The organism is Paenibacillus sp. NPDC056933 (assembly GCF_042674385.1).
GTDB lineage: Bacteria > Bacillota > Bacilli > Paenibacillales > Paenibacillaceae > Paenibacillus.
The window spans coordinates 242069-264942 of sequence record NZ_JBHUQN010000001.1 but is presented as its reverse complement, the minus strand read 5'-3'; the positions used below and the strand labels follow the sequence as shown (position 1 = coordinate 264942).

Sequence of the window (22874 nt, the reverse complement as noted above, 5' to 3'; positions counted from 1 at the left end):
CTTATCCTACTCGGAACAAACCAGACGATCTATCCGCCCTTATTCATCCGAGGGATAATGACTGACATGTCGCTCCATCGAGGAACGGAATTCAACCGGAGTGTGTCCTGTATATTTCTTGAATAACATATGAAAATATTGCCTGCTCCCTACGCCCACATAATCGGAGATTTCGGAGATGGGGATATCCGTCTGTTGCAGCAACATCTTGGCCTTTTCCATTCGAAGCATCGTTAGATAATCGGTAGGCGTGCGCTTCGTGTGCTGGCGAAAAATACGGTGCAAATAGCCCGGATGCAGATTCACCGCCGCCGCGATATCTTTCATCTGAATATTGCGATCCATATTGTGATGCATGAATTCAACCGTCCGTTTCACGTACAGCTCCGTCTGATCCAGCGCACTTCGGTTGATTTCCCCGCGAAGTCGTGCGACCCGAACCAGCAGTTGGATAAACAACGTACGTACCAGCGTACCTTGCTCAGGAGACTTCAGATCACGGGATTCGCGATGATGCGAGCGTTCCTCCGGCGGAATAATCCGCATGGGTTTAGAAGATCTTCCCTGCTCCATCAGACCACGCTGATCCAGTTCCAACACCAGGCTTTTCATAATGTGGTACACTTCTTCCGGGTCAGGCAGTACCAGATAAGGCGAGGCTTGAGTTAGAAAAGCATGGACCTCATCCTCTTCCAGCGCGAGCTGGCGAATGGAAGGCTGTCCTGGCTCCAACCTGGCAACTCCAAATTCCACATTCAGCATACGGCACGGGACACCATCCTGTACCAGCAGTCGGTGTGGGACCCCGGCGTCCAACAGAATGAATTGCCCTTTTTTCAATACAGCCTGTTCCGAGCTCCCATCCGGCATCTGTACGTCGACCCGGCACATTCCCGAGATAATATACATGATCTCCGTGGAATCATGATCGTGATAGGACATTTGGTAGTTATCCCATTGCTTGTAATAGTACGCGTAGAAACGCGGTCCATAGTCCTCCATGAGCAGTTTTTCCTGAAACAGACTGCCTGTCCAATGTTTTGCTTCCAATGCCTGCACCTCCGTTGCTGCAATGATCCTCACTTTTCTCCATTGTAACAAGTCTTGGCGATGTATTTCACCCGCGCAAAAGGAAATTCATTGCGATATTAAATTAGATAGTTATATAATTAGTTTTAAGTCTAATCGATCTGGTTCCTATCCAATCTATCCGCAGGAGGTTTTGAGGGCATGAAAACTACATTTTTTCTAGTGAGGCATGGGGTCAAAGAGAAGCGTATTGGTGATGTTCCCATTACATCCGAAGGAGCAGTACAGGCTGAGTCAACGGCACTTCATTTGGCTAATGTACCTGTCACCAAAATCATTGCAAGCCCACTTCGAAGAGCGATCGATACTGCGGCGCATATTGCTCTTCAAACAAACGTTACAGTGACAGAAGACCCGCGTCTGCGGGAACGCGCCAACTGGGGTGACCTGCCTGAACAAACAATAGAAGAATTCATTGCCATGTGGGACCGAACCACAATTGATCCTGACTTCCTCCCACCCGTAGGTGATTCAGCCAAGCAGGCAGGGGAACGTTTAGCCTCTTTCCTAACCGAATTGGCGAATTCAGAGCCACCAGATAGCTATATCGTTATCGTTACTCATGGCGGGTTAATTACGGATTTTCTGGTAAACACATTTCCAGAGCATGAGCTTAACGTCTGGCATCCTGATTTTATAGCCGTGCAAAGTCAACTGATTCCCGAATGCTCCATCACCACATTGATCCATGAGAACGGGATATACATCATTCAAGATTTTGCATCTGTAGAACATTTGAAATGATGATGCTGTCTGTTTCGGTTTAGATATATCAAAAAAAGCCCCGGGTAACCCTCCATACGCCTAAACGCAAGGTTACTCCAGAGCTTCGCTGTATTACTATAGTAAACAACTCTATAACAAAATAGTACTTTTGGAATTACGCCCTCGGAATTACGCTTTTGAATTTACGTTTCCAAATGGCATCCCCCAGTATCACGATGAATCACCATGTTGGTATTGCGTTCTCAAGCCCAACCTGCCAATGCTCTGCGTGTTGAACTACTTCTCACCTATCACCTATTACTTCTTACTTCTTACTTCTTACTTCTTACTTCCCACCCTTACCCGACTTGGGCGTGTGGAACTTGGGCAGTGTAACCTTCGACCAATCGATATCCGAGGCCATATAGAAGGATGGGTAGGACGGTTGATTGTATCCACTGTTCTGTCCGGCAATGCCGACACGATACATCGCGTCATGCATCAGCGTATACAGTTTACGGTCGGTCTTCTCGGTGCTCAGGTAGATGCGGATTGCCGAGCTGTCCTCGGTTCTCACCAGCATCTCTTCCCGCCAATCCCCAAAGATATCCGCTACGAGTGATGGCGTTCCTTTGGTATAATTGTTGGTCAACGTTCCGGTTGCGGTTAACAGCGTACCCCGATTCCAATCCTTGATCGTAGGTGTGACATCGATGGCCCCGTCCACGATCTGAGTTGTCATATCGGCCGCCCAGCGAATGTTCATATTAGTACCAGGGGCTTTATCGTTTATCTTCTCACCGCTGGCTGTCCACAATCCCACAGCCCATGTCTCCAACCCACGGCGGGTCGGATCCACATCACCAATCATGCCGCGTCCGGTATCTTTGCCCGTGTACCCACCATAGATCACTTTCCCGGTCTTCGCATCCCGCAGGGAATATCCGTATGGAGCCCAAGGGCCGCCCTCATGCACCATGAAGATCTCCAGTCCCGGACGGTCCGGATCAATATCGGCTACATGAAGTGCGTCACCATGCCCCAGACGAGCGATCGTTCCCGGTGCAGCACTCTGTGCAGGCATTATATCTTTGGAGCTGTACAGCACACTGCCATCATGATCAATCGTGGCCGAGCCGTATACAATCTCCTGTTTGCCGTCTCCATCCACATCAGCGACACTGAAATAGTGCGCGCCTTGCGTTGTGATGGAACCATACTCCGGATCTGTACCATCCACTCCATGCGGACCGTCATTGAACGGGTTCTTCATCGGTGTCCAGCCACTGTCCACTTTCCATTCACGCTTGAGCTTTTTGCCATTCCAGTTGTAGGCGACCATGGTGGAACGTGTGTAGTAGCCGCGTGCAAAGATCGCAGACGGTTGCCTCCCGTCCAGATAGGCCACGCCTGCCAGGAAACGGTCTACCCGGTTGCCCGGTTCGATGCGAGCCATCGCGTAATCGCCCCACATCAGCCCATCATCCTGCCGTCCCGGCTCATAAGGAATCGTCTCCAGCTCTTTGCCTGACTCTCCTTCGAACACCGTTACATACTCAGGCCCATCCACGATAAAGCCTTCGAACTTGCGCAGCTCATTCTTGTCACTGCGGCTCGGTGCATACACATCGATGAAGTAATCGGCCAGACTTTCGGCGTCCTGCTGAGATAATGGATAGGTATACTTTTTCTCAATTCCAAAAGCTTCTTCCAGCGTAGCAGGCCAGTTGCCCTTCACGACCTCTTCATGTTTATGCCAGTTCTTGAACATATCCACGACATGATCATAGTAGCCATCTGCACTTAGACGGTAATCATCTTCGTTGGAGTATCCTGCCTTGCGATCCTGCTTCGGAAGGGTGATGTATTTCTCGGACGTCACTTTCCCTTTTTTGTTATATTTGATTATCTTGGTTCCCGGAGCGGTCTTGAACATCATCTCAGCCTTGCCATCCCCATCAAAATCATAAACGAGCATCTGTGTATAATGAGCACCCGAACGGATGTTGACCCCGAGGTCGATCCGGTACAACAATTGACCGTTCAGGGTGTAACAATCCACGTACGTTTTACCAGTGTAGCCTTTTTGCGAGACATCCTTGGAGTTAGAAGGGTCCCATTTTACAAAAAACTCATACTGACCGTCCCCGTCCACATCTCCCACACTCATGTCATTCGCAGAATACGAGTAGGCTTCTCCCACTGGCGTCACACCATCGGCCGGTTTTTGCAAAGGAATATCAACATAGCCGTTCGCCCAAGGTTGGACAGATGCACTGCGCTTACTCTCCTTGCCCTTCTTGCTTACCGCTGCCACTTCATAACGCGATGACGACTGGCCTGCCGCATCAACATAGTTAGTGCTATCGGTGACCGTAGCAATCTTCTTGCCATCCCGATACACGTTAAAATCCGTACCGGTCAGACCTTTATCGCTATACCCTGTAGCCTCATCAGCAAGCAATCTCCAACTGAGAAAAACACCCTCGGAAGTAGAGGCCGCGACCAGACCTCGATCGAGATACTCCAACTGAATGTCCTTCAAAGGTCCGCCTCCCTTATGTGACTGCAGGCTGGCCTCCGCCCCATTATTTCCATTGGAAGCCGCTGCTCCGCTCGTACCTGCGGTTCCCGCAACGAGCAGGGCCACGCTTAGTGCCGACGACAGCACCTTGGCTGCAAGTGGCATACGAACCTTCCTCCGATTGGAGCGCATACCTGAAACCGATCTCTTATGTATCGGCGCTGTTGTTTGGAATTTCATCCACCTTCACACTCCTTGAGACAGAATGGTGATGCTTATAGATGCGTTTGAATCGCTGCGACCTCTGTCAATCCATACCGACGTTCATATTCTTCAAATTTAACTGAATGCGCTTACAAAATTTCAAAAGAATAATCCATGTGAACAGACCTATCAGACTTCTTCGACTCCGTCCCCCTTCCATTCCCTCTCCATCTGAGCAGCTTCATCCTGCCCATCGGGTATTATTATAGTCATCCTGCCTGCTGCGACATAGGCAAATATCCGTCCAAAACGATCAATATTCAGTGTTGTTCTGGAAGGCTCGATGGGAAAATTTGTGCTTGCGGTTCTGCGGAGCAGCCGTTCCGGTTACAACTGATTCGTTATTTCCCTCCCTGATCTCCGGATGTATGATTGCTCATGCACTGATTGTTCACGCATAATATGTTTAAGTTAGACGCTCTAACGAAGCGGTTACACCTTATTCTGAAGATAAGTGGGCAATGGAAAATCTAACGAACTCCAGTAACGTTATCTCGGTAAAACTCAGCGAACATAGAGTGAAAACATGGTAACAACTTGTCTACGATTCGTTAAACCGCCGCACCTGCTCAATTCCACTAAATAAGATGCGCTCAATTCGTTAAAATGAGAACAGGGACGTTCCCAGGTCATAGACATGACTTGGAAACGCCCCTGCTTCATGTGATGGGCTGGAAACGGCCTTACTTCATTATCATGACCTCGACACGCCCCTACTTCATGATCATCGCATGCAAACGCCCTTATGGTCTCCATTACATCAAGTAAACTTATCTACCTTAAATTACATGAAGTAATTTTTAAGGCTCAATTCCCCAGACCAGATTACCTCCTTGATAGAGGGTCACCTTGCTCCAGTCCTGATAGGATGTTTTGGTTGGATCGTAGGAATAATCATTGGATTCATCAAAGTTGCTCCAGTCCGTTTTGTACATACGAAGCTGGATATCCCCGGATTGTCCACCCGCCTGAATCGCACCTGCTCCAGAAGTGAAGCTCAGCTCCACATACGTATCGGTGAACGTCCGCTGAATGTTGGCACCGCCCACCTGAGCCCAGTCAATTGCAGAGTCCATCGCTGCCGTGCCTTCTTTGGAGAAGTAATAACGAATCTTCAGATCACTCAAGTTTACCGCTGTATTGCCCACATTTTTGATATTGAAATACGGCTTGATCTGGCTATCTGTCGCATTGGTATCACCCGCCCGATACTGTAGGACCAGATCACTGGTCGGAACAACGACGCTTTGCGGTGTAGCGGAGGCTGCGGCAGAATTGGCACTTTCCCCGGCAGCGTTCACGGCACTAACGACATAATGATAGGTCGTTCCGTTGGTCAGACCTGTGTTCGTATAAGAGGTACCATTCACGCCCGCAGCAACGGTTGTGAATGGTCCGGCGACCGTCGTTGCCCGCTTCACATTATAACTAGTCGCTCCTGTGGAGGCTGTCCAGCTCAAGGAAACCTGTGCGTTTCCAGCTGTAGCTGTCAGCGCGGTTGGTGCGGCAGGAGCAGTCGCACCTGCAACCGGTACAGCACTTTTTACAGTCGAGTTAGTACTTTCACCTGCGGCATTCACGGCACTAACCACATAATAGTAGGTTGTTCCGTTGGTCAATCCTGTGTTGGCATACGATGTGCCGCTCACGCCCGCAGCAATCGTAGTAAATGGACCCGACGCACTCAACGCACGCTTCACGTTATAACTGGTCGCTCCTGTGGAGGCTGTCCAACTCAGGGAAACCTGTGCATTGCCCGCTGTCGCAGTCAGTGTTGACGGAGCAGCTGGAGCCGTTGTTCCCTCGCCTGGATCCCCTCCGCCATTGCTGGCAGGAAGAACAGGGAATGCGTTTTGCACCAGCATGACGAATTGATCATGGAACCAGTGACCTGACACGGGTGCGTTAGGCAGTGCCCCCGTCAATACCCCATCACGAGTCGTGAACGTTGGATCACACATCCGGTCAAAGCCTTTGCCTTCGTTGTTCGGAATTTCGGAGCTTGATCCATCAGACTCACCTGGGGGCTTGACCCATACATATGCGTCCAGATGGGCAGGTCCCGGTGCTGCCTTAGGGGCTTCACCTATGCCAGCTCCACTGGCGTTACACCAGTTCCCCCGATGCTCCCGGCGATCGACGCGCCCGGAATTCACGTAGGCATTGATATCACTGCCCGTTGCAGTCGTTGGTCGATTGACGCCTCCCCAGCCATTTCGGCTCGTATCGATCAGGAAGCCAGTGCTGATTGGCCAGCCTGCCTGCACAAAGTCGGCATACAGCGCAGCTGTGAAATCGGTTTCGTCAAAGTAAGGATTCCACTCATAAAACTTGGCGGACTTAATCGGTTGTCCACCGATATTCAGATCCGGGTTAGGCAAATTCGGTTCTCCCAGCGGTGTGGTGTTCGCTGTATTCGTAATGAAACCATCCGCACTGTTCAGACCCGCGGCTGTTCCTTGCACAACGCTTGTGTACAGCGCGACTGCACCTGCACGGTTGTTATCCCATCCGAGCCAGCCCGAGTGACCGATATCCAGATAATTGTACACATTCGGAATGGCATGCAGCTTGTCCAATGCATACTTCACACCCGCTTCATAGATGCCTGTTGAACTGGCTTGACCACAAGCTGGCGTACTCAGGTTGGTCACAAGGTTAGGCAGACTGTCCGGCTCAATAATCGCCACAATGCGAATATCCTGATACTTCGGATCTGCAAAGATGTCTGCGATCACATCAATATAATCCGTTTTATACGTCTGAAGAGCAGCTTGTGTCAGCGGCAATTCACCGTTGGACGCGAGTGCGTGACAGTCCCGCCCGGGCAAATTGTAAATAACAAATGAAGCAGTAATCGGTGTGCCGGCTTTCTTTTGAGCAAGCGCAGCATCCAGATGCTCCTCAATACTCTTGCGTCCAGCATTGCTCGTCCCGCCATTTATAGCATCAATACGGTCAATCCAGACTGCTGTAGGGTAAGATTTGACCGTTTGCATCTTGGCCTTTAACGAAGCATCACTGGTGAGCGCAATGGACGTATCCACGAGGGCTGAATAATCCTGATTTAAATACGCTGTAGCTCCGACAAATGGATTATCCACATGTGCTTCTGCCGCCTGAGTCACGCCTGGAGCCATGCCTGGGAAAATGCCTGCCGCAAGTAGCGTGGCTGCCAGCATTTGTTTTACACTTCTGCGAAGGACCTTTCCACTTCTCGATAAGGTTTTCGATTTTGTCATTAGGGTTCCACCTTTCCTGTGGTTGGATTGGTATATACTCATGTCTGATCCTCTGTGTCGGCAAGATGCTATGCACAGTAGAGAACATATGGATGAGTGGTGAACGCCTCACCTCCAGCTGGAATGGATTTGGTTTGCAATATAAGGAACGGCAGCACGAATAACTTGCGTTAAAGACTTGTATGCTAACTTGCGTTGAGAGCAGAACATCAAGAGTTTAAACCTAAAGATGGATGACTGAATATGCGGATCATTTCCTTGTGAGGGGTACTGCGTGTGTAGGGATGTGAGGGTGATCATGGGTGCATAAGCTTCAAGCAGTTATGCTGGGCTTTTCAAGGGAAGCGCTTTCTTTTTGCGTTTTAAAAAAAAGCTTACCCTCGATATTACATGTACATCGCATGTCCACCTCCTTTTCACTTGATTATACGTTATGAATATATTACTGTAAATTGAATTATTTAAAATAATTTATATAAAATTCCATAATCCAAGCAGGAATGTAGAGAGTCCCCTTCCCATGCGGGCAAAAAGGCTCATTATGGCTATTTGCCACAATGAACCTCATCTAATGAAGAACGTCGCTGAGTCCAATTCTACTTTGAAGTGAATGAATGCCCTTGAAATGAAGGCGCCCGAACGTTTAGGGAAGAACCACAATGTCCCCCGGCTTTAATCCTTTAAGCACTTCCGTCTTGTCTCCTGACTCCATGCCTGTTTGGATTGTCTTTTGCTCCGTCTCTCCGTTCCCTTTGCTCAATAAAACATAAGGTTCTCCTTGATCTCGCATAATGGCCAAGCTGGATACGACAATAGCCTTGTCCTTGCGTGCCGTTTCAATGTCCCCTTCCAGACTAACGCCCCCATACATTCTGAGGTCAGGCTTCAGATCAATAACAACATCAAACTGAGAAGCCTCCTTGAGGTTCGTTTCCGACGCACCTTTACGTGCAAATTTGGATACAATACTCACCTTTCCAGTAAAAGGGGTCTCCTTCTGTGCTGTCATTCGCACTTGGACAGGCATACCTACCTTAAGCTTGAACATTTCATCTTCTCCGACGATGGTCATAAATTTCAGTTTGCCCATATTGATAATGTTCCCGACTAACTGTCCTTCGGTCACCATCCGTGTTTTGCTGTCTGGATCATTCATTTGAAAAATACCGGAAGCGGGAGCATAGACCACGCCCTTGCTCATGATGTCCTGCTTCTTCTGTAACTCCTTTTCCTTGATTGCCAACGTCTTTTTACTCAGCTCGTTAGTCAAAATCCTGCTCTCCCGATCTGCAAAAGCCTTTTTACGTTCCTCCTCCGTTACGCCAAGCGGAGCGCTCATATCTGCCTGATCCAGGTTGACCTCATTGACCTCCAATTCAATTCGAGCCTTTGCCAGATCGCTCTCCAATTGATCTATTTCGGATTGCAGGGCTGAAGTATCGAGTGTGAACAGGACATCTCCCTTCTTTACCTGCTCTCCATTTTTCACGTTCCATTTCTGAATGTTGGAGGCATATGGCGCGATGATATCTGTCTGATCGGTGTATACTGATTTGCCCTTAACCTGAATCGTTTGTGTCATGGTTTCCTGTGTTACATCAAAGGTAATCTGCGGTGGAGCCTCCACAGGTTCGGCAGGCTTAGGTTTATACTTCTCATATAGCCAGTAACTCGCACCTAATATGAGCACAACGGTAATGATTATTTTGATCCATTTCTTCATGCAGCCATTTTCCTTTCACTGATAAAATTCACATCGACTTGATGACACTCAGAGCATTGGTTCTGGATGCGCTGATCGCCGGATAGATACCCGATACAATGCCTACCAGAACAGCAAACATGATGCCGAGCGGCAAAGCCGATTGCTGAATGACTACAGTGAGCGGCCCATTTTGCTGATCTGCCATCTGGCCCGCCAGCAATTGGTTTACCCCTCCAAGGGCTGCAAACGCAATCCCCACACCAGCCACGCCGCCCATGAATCCAAGCATTGCTGCTTCTGTAATAAACATCTGGCGAATCTGCCACAGATTCGCTCCCAGCACCTTCATGACACCAATCTGCTTGCGCCGCTGATGTGTAGACATGATCATAGCCACAATAATGGACAGCGAGGCCAGCAGCATGATAAAGCCACCTATGCCCAATGCTGCCTTTTGGTACATAGCCAGCTGGCCTGCCATCGCTTCCTCCTGGAACAGATTGCTCTGTGTGTTTAACGTGAGCTTTTTAATCTGTTCTTCAACACGGGACACATAGCGTTTATCCTTTACCTTGACCAGTGCCGAGTTGAGATGCTTGGTCGCAGTACCGTCCGTCTGTTGTAACCCCAGTTCATTCTGCAAGGCACGCGCCGTATCAAGCGGTACGTATACCCTCTTTTCGCCCTGGGCACTCATATCATCCATGTTGGAAGGCTTCATCAGTTCACCAGACACCCGAACCGATCCACTCATTTTGGTTTTCCTTCCATCCGAGTAGTCTTCATAGCGAAATTGAACACGCTGCTGCATAAGCTGCTCCTGTATAGACGACATGTCTGTATACTGCTGCAAAAGCTCATTGTTATAGGGATCAGCATTCAGCTGCTCGAATAACTTCTGGGTGACTTTGGGGTCCATAAATCCGAACGTTGCCCCGTAATTCGCCACCGCAATCCGCCCGTCTCCGGCACCACTTCCTTGTGCATAACGGTATCCGAATCCGCTTAGCGTATCCAGCTCAGTACCGACAACTTCCACATAGGAACTGCGTCCGTCGGGAAGCACCATATCGAGTGCATCCAGCTTCAACATGGGCGCCACAGCAACAACATGAGGAAGTCTCTGGATAATCCGAATCTTTTCCAAGGTCAGCGCACCGCGTTCAAACTTCGAGGTCTGACCGCTGCCGCTGTTTCCGTTGCCAGTACGAATGCCTTCATTGGGCGTAATCGTAATTTCATCCATCTTGTAATTGTCATTCAATGTTTTCTCGCTATATGTCTGTACGGACTGCCCTATACTAAGTGCAATGATCATGGCGGCAGAGCCGATGGACAGACCTATCATACACAGCAACGTCACCATTTTCCTGCGAATGATCTGTCCCCAGGCCATACGTATTACATCCCGTATTCTCACAATTCCTCTCCTTTTGCCTCAAACTTCCCTTACGCCCTCTTCAACCAGCATTCCATGTTGCAGTGTAAGCACCGCCTGCATTTGCTCCGCAACCTCTGCTTCATGTGTCACAATAACAAACGTAGTATTCATATCTCGATTAAGCTGCTGCAGAATCGCAATAATTTCCTCCTCGGTCTCTGTATCCAGGTTCCCTGTAGGCTCGTCTGCGAAAATAACCGAAGGCTCTGTAATGAGCGAACGCGCAATACTCACCCGCTGTTGTTGACCGCCGGACAGCTGGGAAGGGAACAAGTTCACTTTATCACCCAGACCGACCTGTTCCAGCAATTGCAACGCTTTGGACTTTCGCTTCGAGGGGCTTACCCCCATAAACACCAGCGGCAGCTCTACATTTTCCCGAATCGTAAGATTCGACAGCAGTTCATAGGATTGAAAAATAAAGCCGATATGGCTGCGCCTGAACTCTGCCAGACGATTTTCGCTGAAACGTACGATATCCTGTCCGGCTATTAAAATCCTGCCCTGATCCGGCTTCATGAGCCCAGCCATCAGATTCAGCAGCGTTGATTTGCCCGAACCTGAGCTGCCAAGCAGGGCGACCATCTGGCCTTTACCAATAGTCAAATTGATATCTTGCAGCACCGGTACAGGTCCCTGTGCATTTCGGAACGAGTGGGATAACTGTTCAACTTGAAGCATTCCTGTATGTCTTCCTTTCTATTTGCTGAATATGTATAAGACTCATAGAGCTTCATCACCTTTTCAGTATAGGGTGAAGTTGTATCCTAACCGCCCAAGGATGTATCCAAGTTGTAAATTTGCTCACAAAAAACCCCTGTCAGTCACGAAGCTCTGCTTCGGCCAACAGGGGCAATTACCTTTTTGAAGGGTGAGGGGAGTATAGATTAGGCAGTAAAGAGTTATCTACCATGCTTTGAAGCTAAAACGGTACAGCTCGCTTTTATCCACGGAACTGCCTACGACAAAAAGTTCATCCTTGTTCCATTTCAGTTTGACAAAATTATCGATATTTCGATAGATCACGGTGTCGGATGACAGCTTGCTTCCATTCAGGAATGCAGTATGCACCTCATACTTCTGACCCTCCAGAGAACGGAAATAGGCAATACGGGATTCGTCCGCATCCAGATCAAAATTCCAGATTGATCCCTTAACCAGCAGATCAAACTGCTTCTGTTCCGCCCGATACCGGTACAAGCCCACCACATTGTTCAAGTTCCCCTGAATGAGCATATCGCCATTTTTCAGCAGCTTGTATTGCTGGATTTCTTTCATTTCCGCATATAGCTTGACGTCAGCCTCAGGCGCAAGTGAAATGGAGTAAATGGCGTATTTATCGTTCAGCATCACCAGGATATAGACCTGCTTCAGTTGCTGACTGGCCTCAAAATAATCCAAAATAAAGAAGGTTTTATCCTGATTGTTGATATGTCTCATCTCCGTAATCAGGGCCTTCAACTCGTCATAACTGTATATATCCCGTTTGTGGCCCGACTTCACATCGACCAAATTAAGGGCGAGATCATCCTGGCCTATATAGGTGTCGTTCCCCATAAAAGTTCTGTAGTATGAATTGTCATTGGGCAACTTGCTGCGTTTTTCGCTCTGAATATCGTATTCATATGTGGTCTTCTGATTCAGCCCCGAACGATACTGGGAGTAGATCAGCTTATCCAGATTCGGACTCAGCGAAATGCCATAATCGGTGTTGCCGGCGATATCCTTGACCTGGTTGTCATCCAGATGCAGCAGAGACAAGCGGAGCCCTGAATAGGAACGTTCCGGGCGATTCAATATCATGGTATTCCGGTCAACCATATCAAAGTCATAGATGGCAAAATCAGTTGTCAGTTTGGTTGCTGACTCGATCTGGATGACATTGCTCTGTGGCGGAGCCAAGCGGCTATTGAACTGTTCACTCGGTAAAATCACAGTTCGAGGCTTGAGACTGCTGATACTGAACAGGCTGCCAATACCGAAGATGCCTCCGACAAATACGATCAACAGGCCTGACAGCATAAAGATATCGCGGTTTTTACGCCAAAATCCAGGATGTTTCATGCTTTGCTTTCCCCCGGCAGACTGATATTTACTTGTGTCCCTTGATGCATAATACTCTTGATTTCTACAGTCCCCCCATGTTGTTCAATGATATTCTTCACAATAGACAAGCCCAGGCCGGCACTTCCTTTCTCGGTTCTGTTGAGGTCTTTATCCCGATAAAAGGGTTCAAAAACATGCTCCAACGCTTCTGGACCAATACCTTCTCCCTGATCGCGAACAAGGATAGCGATCTGATCTCCCAATCGGAACGACTGAACCTCAATTATCGAGTTGACATAGGCGTATTTAACCGAGTTGTCCAATAAATTGAGAAAGACTTCCTTGAGCTTTACTCGATCCCCCTGCAAATATAACTGCTCCTCAAGCTCATAATGAATGCCTATATTGTATTTACTTGCCTTGATGGACATATCCTCACAAGCTTCACGAATGATCTCCGCAGCATCAATCCATTCAAACCGATAGGACTGAATAACCGTAGAAGATACGGACACCTCCAGAATATCAGCGACCATCGTGTTCAGGCGGCGGCTCTCATTAATAATATAATTCAACCCTTTATCAAAGAAAGCCTGATCCGTAAATCCATTGTCACGTAAAATCTGGGCGTATCCCAGAATGGTCGTCAGCGGTGTCTTCAATTCGTGGGTCACATTGTCAAAGAAAACTTTGCTTCTTGCCTGTACCTGCTTCACTTCGTCCCGCTCCTGCTCAATCACGTCAATCTGCTCCCGTACCCGATCAATCATGATGGTGAAGCTTGAGGCCAGTTCTCCAATCTCATCCTTTGTCGCAATCTGGATATCCGCACTCAGACTGCCCTGAGCCACTTCCGCTGAACGTTTTGTGAGCACACGAATCGGTTTCGTAATTTTCCGGGAGATCAAGATGGAAGCTATAAACACAAACACAAAGATGATCGCTGCAAATAACTTGATCGTATTCTGAAAACGAAGATTGCGTTTGAACAGCTCCGTATAATCCTTCTCCAGTTGAACAATGCCGAGCAATTGCTGATGGGCCTGAAGAGGGAAGGAAAGACTTGCCCTGACCCGTCCCTGCTTCGTCTGTGTGGAGTAAGCGATTCTGGAGTCCATGGCAGCCTTCACATCAGGGTAATCCGAATATAGATCAACGCCATCCCCGCCTCTGCCAGTTGAGTTGTATGTCGTAGCATCTGGACGGTAGATGGTGACGACCCCTCCCACTGCGGAACCGATCTGATCGGCGAGTTCACGATTCCCGGCCTCAAGCGAGACGGTTGTCATACGTTTGTTATGAATCAGGAAATACTGATTGAGCGCAATATCCAGATTTTTTTTCGATTGAACCATGTCCTCATGGACTTCCCGGTACATGTTCTCCTCGCCTACCTTGTTGGAGATGATCAGCAGGGCAGAGAAACCAATGAAGATGATCACCGAGAATAGCACCACCATTTTGAACTGAATGGTCCACTTCATGTCTGAACCTGTATATTCAGCTTGTAACCCACGCCGAACACGGTTTCAATGAGTGAAATTCCATGCACACTGCTATCCAGTTTTTTGCGAATGCGCTGCACATGAATATCAACTGTACGGGTATCCCCCGGGAAATCAAAACCCCATACCTTGTCGAGCAGCTCGGAGCGAGTATGTACTTTGCGGTGGTGTTCCACCAGATACAGTAACAGTTCATACTCCTTGTTGGTGAGTCCGGCCCGTTCCCCATCCTTCCAGACTTCACGCTCATCCTTCCGGATCTCAATGTGTCTGCCAAGCCGCACCACTTCATAGGACTGATTCTCCAATGTCTCACTGATCAGATCAATACGACGAAAAATGGCACGAATGCGGGCAATCACCTCACGAATGTCAAAGGGCTTCGTTATATAGTCATCAGCCCCCAGCTCCATGCCAAGCACTTTATCTAACATATCGGATTTCGCCGTAATCATAATCACGGGAATCTTCGAATTCACAGATAGCTGTCTGCACACATCGAACCCGCTCATGTCAGGCAGCATCAGATCAAGCAGGATCAAATCCGGTCTGGAATCCCTCAGCAGTTCCAATCCCTCTCTGCCTGTTGCCGCTTCTGTCATCTCAAATCCTTCCTTGCGCAACGAATAGGAAAGGATGTCGCGAATGGACTCTTCATCTTCTATTATCAAAATCTGTTTCGGTCTCATGATGAATCTTAATCTCCCTGCTCTATGAATTTCATCTGCCTATATTTTGTATCCCTGATCCATGAATGAACAGAGGTTCACGGGAAATGTTACAACTCCGATACAAGTCTGGCGTCTTTGGAAACATCATCCCGATATACTTGGACCATAGAGAACAAACCAGACCGGACAAGGCCAGATCGGTATCCAAAGGGGACAACATCACGTGAACAAAACAACCATTCATGAGGCTTATGTAAACTATAAATCAGAAGTGACACGGTATCTATCTCAAATTGTCAAACATCCACAGGATGCAGAGGATCTTGCACAGGATTGCTTCATTCGGCTGATGAATGTATCGGCAGACATATCGGAAGAACGTCTTCTCTACTATCTCAAAACAATTGCCCGTAACCTTGCCATGGATACCTTCCGCAGGCAAACCCGTACAGTGAAGCGAGACAGCAAGCTGGAGATGCCAACATATCACTGTGATACATCCAAACTGGAGATCGATGAAGGGGTCAACGACCTGGTTAGCCACATCCCCAATACGGAACATCGCAAAATTCTTGAATTACGCGTGATTCACGGCTACAGCATCAAAGAAACCGCACAGCTCGTCAATCGCAGTGAAGGCATGATCAAATCCTCGGTATTTCATGCCGTCAATCGAATTCGGGCCAAAGTCATCTCATAGGAGATGGCTTTTTGTTATGGGAAGAGACATCTAATGTAAGATAACATCGAAAAAATCCGCTTTAAACTACGACTAATGACTCAATTTTACAAATATCGAGGATATTTTTACAAATTGTTATGACTATGTGAGATTTTGGTGTGATAAAATATGGACGAACTCATGAATCAACTAATATTTGGGAGGGATTTGGTTGGGTAAATTGACACATATGCGAGGAGTATGGTTAAAATCACTCCTGGCATTGTCCATGGCGTTACCGCTTCAGATCGGATTATGGAATGGAAATGCTTCGGTTCATGCGGAAGGGCCGACAGACCCGGCACCGTTCATCCAGGCCAAAGTGGTTAATGGCAATGCAGGCAAGAAAGTACTGTTCGACAATACTCATGCACAGACAGCCGGAGCGGCTGACTGGGTCATTGACGGAGGTTTCTCGGACTTCGGAAATGCACTCGCAAATGACGGATATGACGTCAAAGAACTTCGCAAAACCACCCCTTTTACGTATGAGGATCTGAAAGATTATAGTGTTTTTGTAATTGCTGAGCCCAACGTTCCATTCAAAACGACAGAGCAGGCAGCCATGAAAGAATATGTGGAAAAAGGCGGCAGCATTTTCTTCATTGGAGATCACTACAATGCGGACCGTAACAAAAACCGCTGGGACGGTTCCGAAGCAATCAATGGCTACCGTCGCGGTGCTTATGAAGATCCAGCCAAAGGCATGAGCACAGAGGAGCGTAACTCCGAAGCCATGCAGAATGTAACCAGCAGCGACTGGTTGTCCGACAATTTTGGTATACGCTTCCGGTACAACGCACTAGGTGATATTAACGCCACTAACATCGTGCCTGCTGGACAGGCATTTGGCATTACAGAAGGCGTATCTGCTGTAGCAATGCATGCAGGCTCCACCCTCGCAATTACTGACCCAACCAAAGCCAAAGGTATTGTATACCTGCCAAAAACGAATGCAGCCTGGCCCAATGCAGTTGACCAAGGCGTGTACAATGGCGGCGGAGTCGAAGAAGGCCCTTACGTAGCTGTTTCCAAGCTGGGTGCAGGTAAGGCTGCTTTTATCGGGGACTCCTCTCCGGTTGAGGATGCTTCACCGAAGTATCTGCGCGAAGAGAATGGCGCTCGCAAAACAACCTATGACGGCTTCAAAGAAGTCGATGACGGCAAATTGCTGGTCAATACGGTTAACTGGCTCGCTACTCAGGAAAATTACACAAGCCTGAGCCAAGTGAACGGGCTTCAACTGGATAATCCGACAGCATTGCTCCCGTTCGAACAACCTGCTGCTTCCACAGAACCACAGGCTGAACCTTGGGCGGCACCCGCTGCGGGATATAAGTGGTATGATCGTTCCACGTTCAAAGCAGGTTCTTATGGTGGGCCAGCTTCAAGCGCGAACGCTTCCTACAGCTTTGTGAAGCAGGAAACCCTGCCTAATGCGGAGGATTTCCAGATCCGCGTTGTTGTAGAGAACATGCCTGCGAACACAACCGTTTCCGGCTACAGTGCAGGGATCTATCTGACTGGCGGAACACAGGTAGCCATGATTCAGAATGAAGGTGGCACATGGCCGACTTCGTACGGTTACAGCTCTACGTTTAGCGTAACCTCAGATAGTAAAGGTCGTGCAATTAAAGACTTGAATGTACGCATCAAACCGGGTACAACTGGAGCTGCCAGCTTGCGTCTGCGCCTGAATGGCAGCAACCTGATTACCAATGCAGTTACGGTCGGTAATGTTCCAGCTGAGCAGCTTCCAGAGGAAGAAGGACCCATCCCGGCAATGATCAGCATTGCTGATGCACGCACCAAAGCAGCTGGGTCAACCGTAACAGTTGAAGGTGTAGTTACAACAGAACCGGGTGCATTTGGCGGACAATCCTTCTATCTTCAGGATACCACTGGCGGCCTTTATGTTTTTCAAAGCACTGGCGGCTTCCACGCGGGTGATGTAGTTAAAGTAACCGCAGCAACGGCGCTGTACAATAGCGAATTCGAACTTACGGATATCGTAGCAATCGAGAAAACAGGTACAGCCTCCATCCCTGCTGCCGTTGAAGTTCAAGCTGTAACGGCTGAAAATCAGGGTCAACTTGTTCAATTGAAAGAAGTAACTGTTCAAAATATCATTAGCGCAACACCCGTAGGCTCATTCGAATTCGATGCGATTGCAGCAGATGGAACAAGCACCCATGTCCGTGTGGATACACGTACAGGTGTAACACAAACGTCCTTCCCTTATGCGGCAGGCGATAAAATCAACGTGACAGGTGTTGCCGCTATTTTCAAAGATGTATTTCAACTGAAACCAAGAAGCTTGAACGATTTTGCAGCAGTTGAGGAAGTACCTTCTACACCAGCTGTTGGCGCACCGGGTAAACCGGCGCTTACCTCCAACAATGGTTATAGCAACGGTCTGTCCGAAGGATCTTACACCGTCAGCATGAACCTCTGGTGGGGTAACAATGGTACCAGCTATAAGCTGTATGAAGATGGCGTGCTGATTGACACACAAAAGCTGACAGACGCTACACCAGCAGCGCAATCGGCCCAAACAACGATTAGTGGCAAAGCTAACGGTACGTATACCTATGTAGCCGAGCTGACGAACTCCAAGGGCACTACTCGCAGTGAGGTACTCACGGTACAAGTGGCGAATGCTGCCCCTGGCAAAGCCGTTCTCTCCCAAGACAACTGGGATGGGGATGGTAACTACAAAGTAACGATGAATCTCTGGTGGGGAACGAATGCAACAGAATACCGTCTCTATGAGAATGGTCAACTAATCGATACCAAAGCACTGAACGCAGTAACACCTAATGCACAAAGCGCTGTGACAGATGTATCCGGTCACGCGAATGGAACGTACACGTATCGCGCCGAGCTGATCAATGCAGCGGGTGTGACAAGCACTGAAACGATTACGGTTCAGGTGACAAAGTCCGTATCTCTGCCAGCAGCAAGCTAAGAAGATGAAGAAAACCGAGACTCACATAGCCTGATATACGGGGCTGCGTAGTTTCGGTTTTTTTGATTAAATCACAAGTTCAGATGTAACAGGATACATTTATTCAAGCGTTACAGGGCAGTTACAGATACATAAAAAAAAACTATCCATGCCATGTATCTTGGCACTGAATAGCCCTTTGATATCCATAATTCAATATATCTTCAACCCTATACCAGCTTCTTGCGAATGTATCCCGAAATCAAATCAATGATGGTAATCATCACAATAATACCTAGCAAAATGATTCCCACTCGCGGCCAGTTCCGTGTGCTGAGTGCAAAGATCAGCGGTGTACCGATCCCCCCTGCCCCGATCACACCCAGTATGGTTGCGGAGCGCACATTAATCTCAAACCGATACAACGTGTAATTCAGGAATCCTGGCAAAACCTGTGGCAGTACAGCAAACCACAGCTGCTGCATGCGAGTCGCTCCGGAAGCGAGCAAAGCTTCAGAAGGACCATAATCAATATTTTCCACTTCATCAGCGAACAGTTTACCTAGCATCCCGATGGAATGCAGGCCAAGGGCGAGTACACCCGCAAAAGAACCCGGTCCTACCGCCTTGATGAACAAAAGGGCCATTATAATCTCGGGAAACGTACGAATGAAGCTGAGGACCATTTTGCCCGCACCCGAGACAGCGCGGAATCGGCTCATATTCCGGGCAGACCAGAATGCAAACGGAATGCACAACACTGCAGAAATGACCGTACCCAGCACCGAGATCGCCAGTGTATCCAGCAGCCCTCGCAGCAGATCCTCACCCTCAGGCAGATAGACAAAGTCCCAATCCGGAGAGAAAATTCCGGCGACAATCGCCTTCATGATCTGCCCGGCGGTTTCCTTGAAACCGGTGAACGGTACACCGGCAAGTGCCCAGGCGTACATCAAGATAAGCAAGAGTATAATTACCCAGCGAAGCGGGTTCTTCCGTGGTTTGCGCCGGATTACGCTCGTTTCATTTTTCATCATAACAATTTCTCCCGCAGCTTAGTACTTACATAATCAATGATGAGGACAATGACAAGAGTAAACAGAATGATTACACTCGTTTTGTCATATTCCAGGAAACCAAGTGTCGCTTCATAATACAGCCCAATGCCCCCTGCACCCACCAATCCGAGAATCGCGGCGGCGCGCACATTAATCTCAAAGGCATACAGGACATAGGAAGTAAACTGGGCAGCCAGTTGCGGCACCACGCCATAGATAATGAGCTGAATCCGGTTCATGCCGACAGCGGTCATCGCTTCAAGCGGGCCCTGATCAATCGTCTCCAGCGTTTCGTAAGTCAGCTTGGCAATCAATCCCACCGAGAAGACAGCAAGTGCCAAGATACCAGGAATCGGTCCCAGTCCAAACACAGCAACAAATAGTGCCGCCAGCAACAAATCTGGCACGGTACGAATCAGGTTCAGTACAAAGCGGGCCGGATAGTAGATCCAGCGGCTGGGCATCAAATTGCCTGCACAGATAATGGAGACGGGAATCGCGATGATTGCACCAATCGTTGTACCGATGAGAGCCATACGAATCGTCTCCAGCATGCCCTGAACGATATTGTCAAAATAGGTCCATCGCGGTGGGAACATCTCCCGCAGTAGGTCCAGCATGTTCGGAAAACCTTCGATCAGTTCGCTGAAGCTGGCATCAGTCTGTTTGGCACTTGCCCACAAAAGCAGAAGAATGATGACCAACGTGAGCAGATGTTTGGTGCGCCCCGGTGGTTTGGGACGGTGGATCGTCGAACCTGATCCTGTGCCAGGAAGCTTGCCCTTCCTCGAATCGTTCTGCAATGATCCATCTATCGATACATTCACGGGCTGCTTCATACCAGAACTTCTCCCCGCTGTTCCTGTACAGCCTGTTTATCCAGCAGCTCGTCTGCCAGAATAGGTCTGCCATAAATTTCTGCAAAGCGCTCGTCCGTTGCCTCGGATACCGGACCATCAAACACCACTTCACCTGCACGCAATCCCACAATACGGGTCGCATACTCTCTCGCCAAGTCAATAAAGTGAAGGTTAACAATGGTTGTAATGCCGAGATCCTGATTGATGCGTTTCAGGTCATCCATAACCTGCTTCGTTGTCAGCGGATCGAGTGAAGCGACAGGCTCGTCTGCCAGAATGATTTTTGCTTCCTGTGCAAGTACGCGAGCTATGGCTACCCGTTGCTGTTGACCACCGGACAATTGATCCGCGCGGGAATAGGCTTTCTCCGCAATATTCACCCGCTCCAGTGCTCCAAATGCGAGTTCTGTATCTTCTTTGGGAAAACGGCCCAGAATGGTACGCATGGTGGAATGATATCCAACACGCCCAGCAAGCACGTTGCGAAGAACACTGGAACGTTTTACGAGATTGAAGCTCTGGAAAATCATGCCGATATCCCGGCGAATCATGCGAAGTGACTTGCCATGGGCTTTCGTAATCGACTTGCCACTAATCAAAATCTCGCCTTCGCTGATATCATGCAGTCGGTTAATGGAACGCAGGAGCGTTGATTTCCCTGCACCAGACAAACCTACTACGGCAATGAACTCCCCCTGCTTAAATTTCAAATTAATATTATTCAGGCCTTTCGTGCCGTTAGCATAAGTTTTCGTTACATTGTGAAGCTCAATCATGGCGTTAATCCTTCTTTCATTAATATGGTATTTCGTAGAGTCACGCTGTAATGGGACAAGCCAGCGCAGCGTATGTCACGCTGAACTGGCCTGCCCGCTGAACCGATGAAGTTCTCCAATGAAAAGATAAGCAATGCAATGCGATCATTAACTATCTTTCTTTTAACAGAAAACTACTCTGTTTTCACTTTTTCGCCGTACTCACGAACGATATCAAATTTGCTGTCATCCGACTCTACGTAACCTTCGTGTGTGTAGATTTCCTTAACGATCTCGTGACCTGCAGGATCTTTACCGATGTCGATGAACGCTTGTTTGATCTTCGCAGACCACTCTGCATTCATGTCTGTGCGAACAGCAATGGTGTCATTAGGGATTGGCTCTGTGAACGCCAGTACACGGGTGTCTTCGAATACAGTTGGGTAGTCTTTGGATACTGTGTTACGAGCATCCTGGAAAATCGCTGCTGCATCAACATCACCGTTCAGTACAGCGATAACGCCTTGGTCATGACCTTTTACCGTTACAGGTGTTACATCTTTCAACGGATCAATGCCTCTGTCCAGCAACAGGGCTGCCGGCCATACATAACCTGCGGAAGAAGTTACGTTCTGATAGGCGATTTTTTTGCCTTTCAGATCCTCAATGGATTGGATCGGCGAATCTTTTTTCACGATAATCATGGATTTATACGAATCTGCCAGTTGCTCGGTTGGAGCGCCAGTCTCATCATTTACGCCAAAACGTTGTGCCTGAAGAATAACTTCAGCTGCGCCTTTTTCTTTGGCAAGTACATAAGCCGTCGGAGGCAAGAAACCTACGTCCACTTTATTGGAAGCCATTGCTTCAATAATTGTGTTGTAGTCTGTGGATACGCTAACCTTCACCGGGATGCCCAATTTGTCACCCAGCAGCTTCTCAAGCGGTTTCGCTTTGGCTTCGAGTGTATCTGCATTTTGTGATGGAACGAATTGTACAGTCAGTTCAGTTGGCACATAACCTTCAGCGGCTTTGTCTGTCTCTGCCGTTTCCGTACCGGATGCATTCGAGCTCGTATCAGCTCCGTTAGCTGAACCTGTTGTACTACTGTTAGACCCACAAGCACTTAGAAACAGAACCAAAATCAACAATGGTAAAAATAAAGCAGACTTCTTCAAGCGAACACCCTCCAAAGAGTTTCTATTTTTCAATACTTGTCTACTATAGTCGTCGAATATTTGCGCGATGTGAAACGAAATTTGGAGTTTTGTAAAGTTTCCTGTCAGGCTGTCAGAGCGACTTTCATCTGGTAGAATAGGCTCATTACGGTTGATGATACAA

The 22874-nt window shown here is 48.3% G+C and carries 16 protein-coding genes; 3 read left to right on the top strand and 13 right to left on the bottom strand.

Going from position 1 to position 22874, the window contains the following annotated elements; translation table 11 throughout:
- Positions 1-39 precede the first annotated feature (39 nt).
- Positions 40-1002 (bottom strand): helix-turn-helix domain-containing protein, encoded by a 963-nt coding sequence (locus tag ACFTRD_RS01120; RefSeq protein ID WP_379381094.1) that lies wholly within the window; start codon positions 1000-1002, stop codon positions 40-42.
- Between the two features lie 228 nt (positions 1003-1230).
- On the opposite strand from ACFTRD_RS01120, the gene ACFTRD_RS01115 reads away from it, so the two are divergent.
- Positions 1231-1833: a histidine phosphatase family protein gene (locus ACFTRD_RS01115; protein ID WP_379377196.1), complete on the top strand. Its 603-nt coding sequence runs from the start codon at positions 1231-1233 to the stop codon at positions 1831-1833.
- 307 nt (positions 1834-2140) lie between these two features.
- Here the strand turns inward: ACFTRD_RS01115 and ACFTRD_RS01110 are convergent, their stop codons facing one another.
- From ACFTRD_RS01110 to ACFTRD_RS01075, 8 genes are all read right to left on the bottom strand, one after another.
- Positions 2141-4483 (bottom strand): rhamnogalacturonan lyase, encoded by a 2343-nt coding sequence (locus tag ACFTRD_RS01110; RefSeq protein WP_379381092.1) that lies wholly within the window; start codon positions 4481-4483, stop codon positions 2141-2143.
- A gap of 899 nt (positions 4484-5382) precedes the next feature.
- Positions 5383-7824 carry a glycoside hydrolase family 6 protein gene (locus ACFTRD_RS01105; protein WP_379377194.1) on the bottom strand — a complete coding sequence of 814 codons (2442 nt, stop codon included), beginning with the start codon at positions 7822-7824 and terminating at the stop codon, positions 5383-5385.
- A 643-nt stretch (positions 7825-8467) separates the two neighbouring features.
- Positions 8468-9547 carry an efflux RND transporter periplasmic adaptor subunit gene (locus tag ACFTRD_RS01100; protein WP_379377192.1) on the bottom strand — a complete coding sequence of 360 codons (1080 nt, stop codon included), beginning with the start codon at positions 9545-9547 and terminating at the stop codon, positions 8468-8470.
- Positions 9548-9575: 28 nt separating this feature from the next.
- The gene (locus tag ACFTRD_RS01095) at positions 9576-10949 is read right to left on the bottom strand and encodes an ABC transporter permease (RefSeq protein WP_379377190.1); all 1374 of its coding nucleotides are present in this window, start codon (positions 10947-10949) and stop codon (positions 9576-9578) included.
- A gap of 18 nt (positions 10950-10967) precedes the next feature.
- The gene (locus ACFTRD_RS01090; RefSeq protein ID WP_192264030.1) at positions 10968-11651 is read right to left on the bottom strand and encodes an ABC transporter ATP-binding protein; all 684 of its coding nucleotides are present in this window, start codon (positions 11649-11651) and stop codon (positions 10968-10970) included.
- A gap of 225 nt (positions 11652-11876) precedes the next feature.
- A complete protein-coding gene (locus ACFTRD_RS01085; RefSeq protein ID WP_379377188.1) occupies positions 11877-13034 on the bottom strand; it encodes a hypothetical protein in 1158 nt (385 codons plus the stop codon).
- On the bottom strand, positions 13031-14500 hold the full coding sequence (locus ACFTRD_RS01080) for a sensor histidine kinase (RefSeq protein WP_379377186.1): 1470 nt from the start codon (positions 14498-14500) through the stop codon (positions 13031-13033). Before ACFTRD_RS01080 ends, ACFTRD_RS01085 begins: the two co-directional genes overlap by 4 nt.
- Positions 14497-15210 (bottom strand): response regulator transcription factor, encoded by a 714-nt coding sequence (locus tag ACFTRD_RS01075; protein WP_379377184.1) that lies wholly within the window; start codon positions 15208-15210, stop codon positions 14497-14499. The genes ACFTRD_RS01080 and ACFTRD_RS01075 overlap by 4 nt, the downstream gene beginning before the upstream one ends.
- 205 nt (positions 15211-15415) lie before the next feature.
- Between ACFTRD_RS01075 and ACFTRD_RS01070 the strand changes: the two genes are divergently transcribed.
- Together ACFTRD_RS01070 and ACFTRD_RS01065 are read left to right on the top strand one after the other, a co-directional pair.
- Complete coding sequence (locus tag ACFTRD_RS01070) at positions 15416-15892, top strand: RNA polymerase sigma factor (protein WP_379377181.1); 477 nt, start codon at positions 15416-15418, stop codon at positions 15890-15892.
- Between the two features lie 211 nt (positions 15893-16103).
- Entirely contained in the window at positions 16104-18881 is a 2778-nt protein-coding gene (locus ACFTRD_RS01065) for a chitinase N-terminal domain-containing protein (protein WP_379381090.1), read from the top strand.
- A gap of 209 nt (positions 18882-19090) precedes the next feature.
- Here the strand turns inward: ACFTRD_RS01065 and phnE (ACFTRD_RS01060) are convergent, their stop codons facing one another.
- The 4 genes from phnE (ACFTRD_RS01060) to ACFTRD_RS01045 form a co-directional block, all read right to left on the bottom strand.
- On the bottom strand, positions 19091-19897 hold the full coding sequence (phnE, locus tag ACFTRD_RS01060) for a phosphonate ABC transporter, permease protein PhnE (protein WP_379377179.1): 807 nt from the start codon (positions 19895-19897) through the stop codon (positions 19091-19093).
- Positions 19894-20757: a phosphonate ABC transporter, permease protein PhnE gene (gene phnE / locus ACFTRD_RS01055; protein ID WP_379377177.1), complete on the bottom strand. Its 864-nt coding sequence runs from the start codon at positions 20755-20757 to the stop codon at positions 19894-19896. Before phnE (ACFTRD_RS01055) ends, phnE (ACFTRD_RS01060) begins: the two co-directional genes overlap by 4 nt.
- Complete coding sequence (gene phnC, locus ACFTRD_RS01050; protein WP_379377175.1) at positions 20754-21554, bottom strand: phosphonate ABC transporter ATP-binding protein; 801 nt, start codon at positions 21552-21554, stop codon at positions 20754-20756. Before phnC ends, phnE (ACFTRD_RS01055) begins: the two co-directional genes overlap by 4 nt.
- 173 nt (positions 21555-21727) lie before the next feature.
- Positions 21728-22726 carry a phosphate/phosphite/phosphonate ABC transporter substrate-binding protein gene (locus ACFTRD_RS01045; RefSeq protein WP_379381088.1) on the bottom strand — a complete coding sequence of 333 codons (999 nt, stop codon included), beginning with the start codon at positions 22724-22726 and terminating at the stop codon, positions 21728-21730.
- Between the last annotated feature and the right edge of the window lie 148 nt (positions 22727-22874).

Coding starts and splice junctions, on each gene's coding strand:
- ACFTRD_RS01120 (WP_379381094.1), bottom strand. CDS start 1,002: ATGGAGGACTATGGACCGCGTTTCTACGCGTACTATTACAAGCAATGG.
- ACFTRD_RS01115 (WP_379377196.1), top strand. CDS start 1,231: ATGAAAACTACATTTTTTCTAGTGAGGCATGGGGTCAAAGAGAAGCGT.
- ACFTRD_RS01110 (WP_379381092.1), bottom strand. CDS start 4,483: ATGCCACTTGCAGCCAAGGTGCTGTCGTCGGCACTAAGCGTGGCCCTG.
- ACFTRD_RS01105 (WP_379377194.1), bottom strand. CDS start 7,824: ATGACAAAATCGAAAACCTTATCGAGAAGTGGAAAGGTCCTTCGCAGA.
- ACFTRD_RS01100 (WP_379377192.1), bottom strand. CDS start 9,547: ATGAAGAAATGGATCAAAATAATCATTACCGTTGTGCTCATATTAGGT.
- ACFTRD_RS01090 (WP_192264030.1), bottom strand. CDS start 11,651: ATGCTTCAAGTTGAACAGTTATCCCACTCGTTCCGAAATGCACAGGGA.
- ACFTRD_RS01085 (WP_379377188.1), bottom strand. CDS start 13,034: ATGAAACATCCTGGATTTTGGCGTAAAAACCGCGATATCTTTATGCTG.
- ACFTRD_RS01080 (WP_379377186.1), bottom strand. CDS start 14,500: ATGAAGTGGACCATTCAGTTCAAAATGGTGGTGCTATTCTCGGTGATC.
- ACFTRD_RS01075 (WP_379377184.1), bottom strand. CDS start 15,210: ATGAGACCGAAACAGATTTTGATAATAGAAGATGAAGAGTCCATTCGC.
- ACFTRD_RS01065 (WP_379381090.1), top strand. CDS start 16,104: ATGCGAGGAGTATGGTTAAAATCACTCCTGGCATTGTCCATGGCGTTA.
- phnE (WP_379377179.1), bottom strand. CDS start 19,897: ATGATGAAAAATGAAACGAGCGTAATCCGGCGCAAACCACGGAAGAAC.
- phnE (WP_379377177.1), bottom strand. CDS start 20,757: ATGAAGCAGCCCGTGAATGTATCGATAGATGGATCATTGCAGAACGAT.
- phnC (WP_379377175.1), bottom strand. CDS start 21,554: ATGATTGAGCTTCACAATGTAACGAAAACTTATGCTAACGGCACGAAA.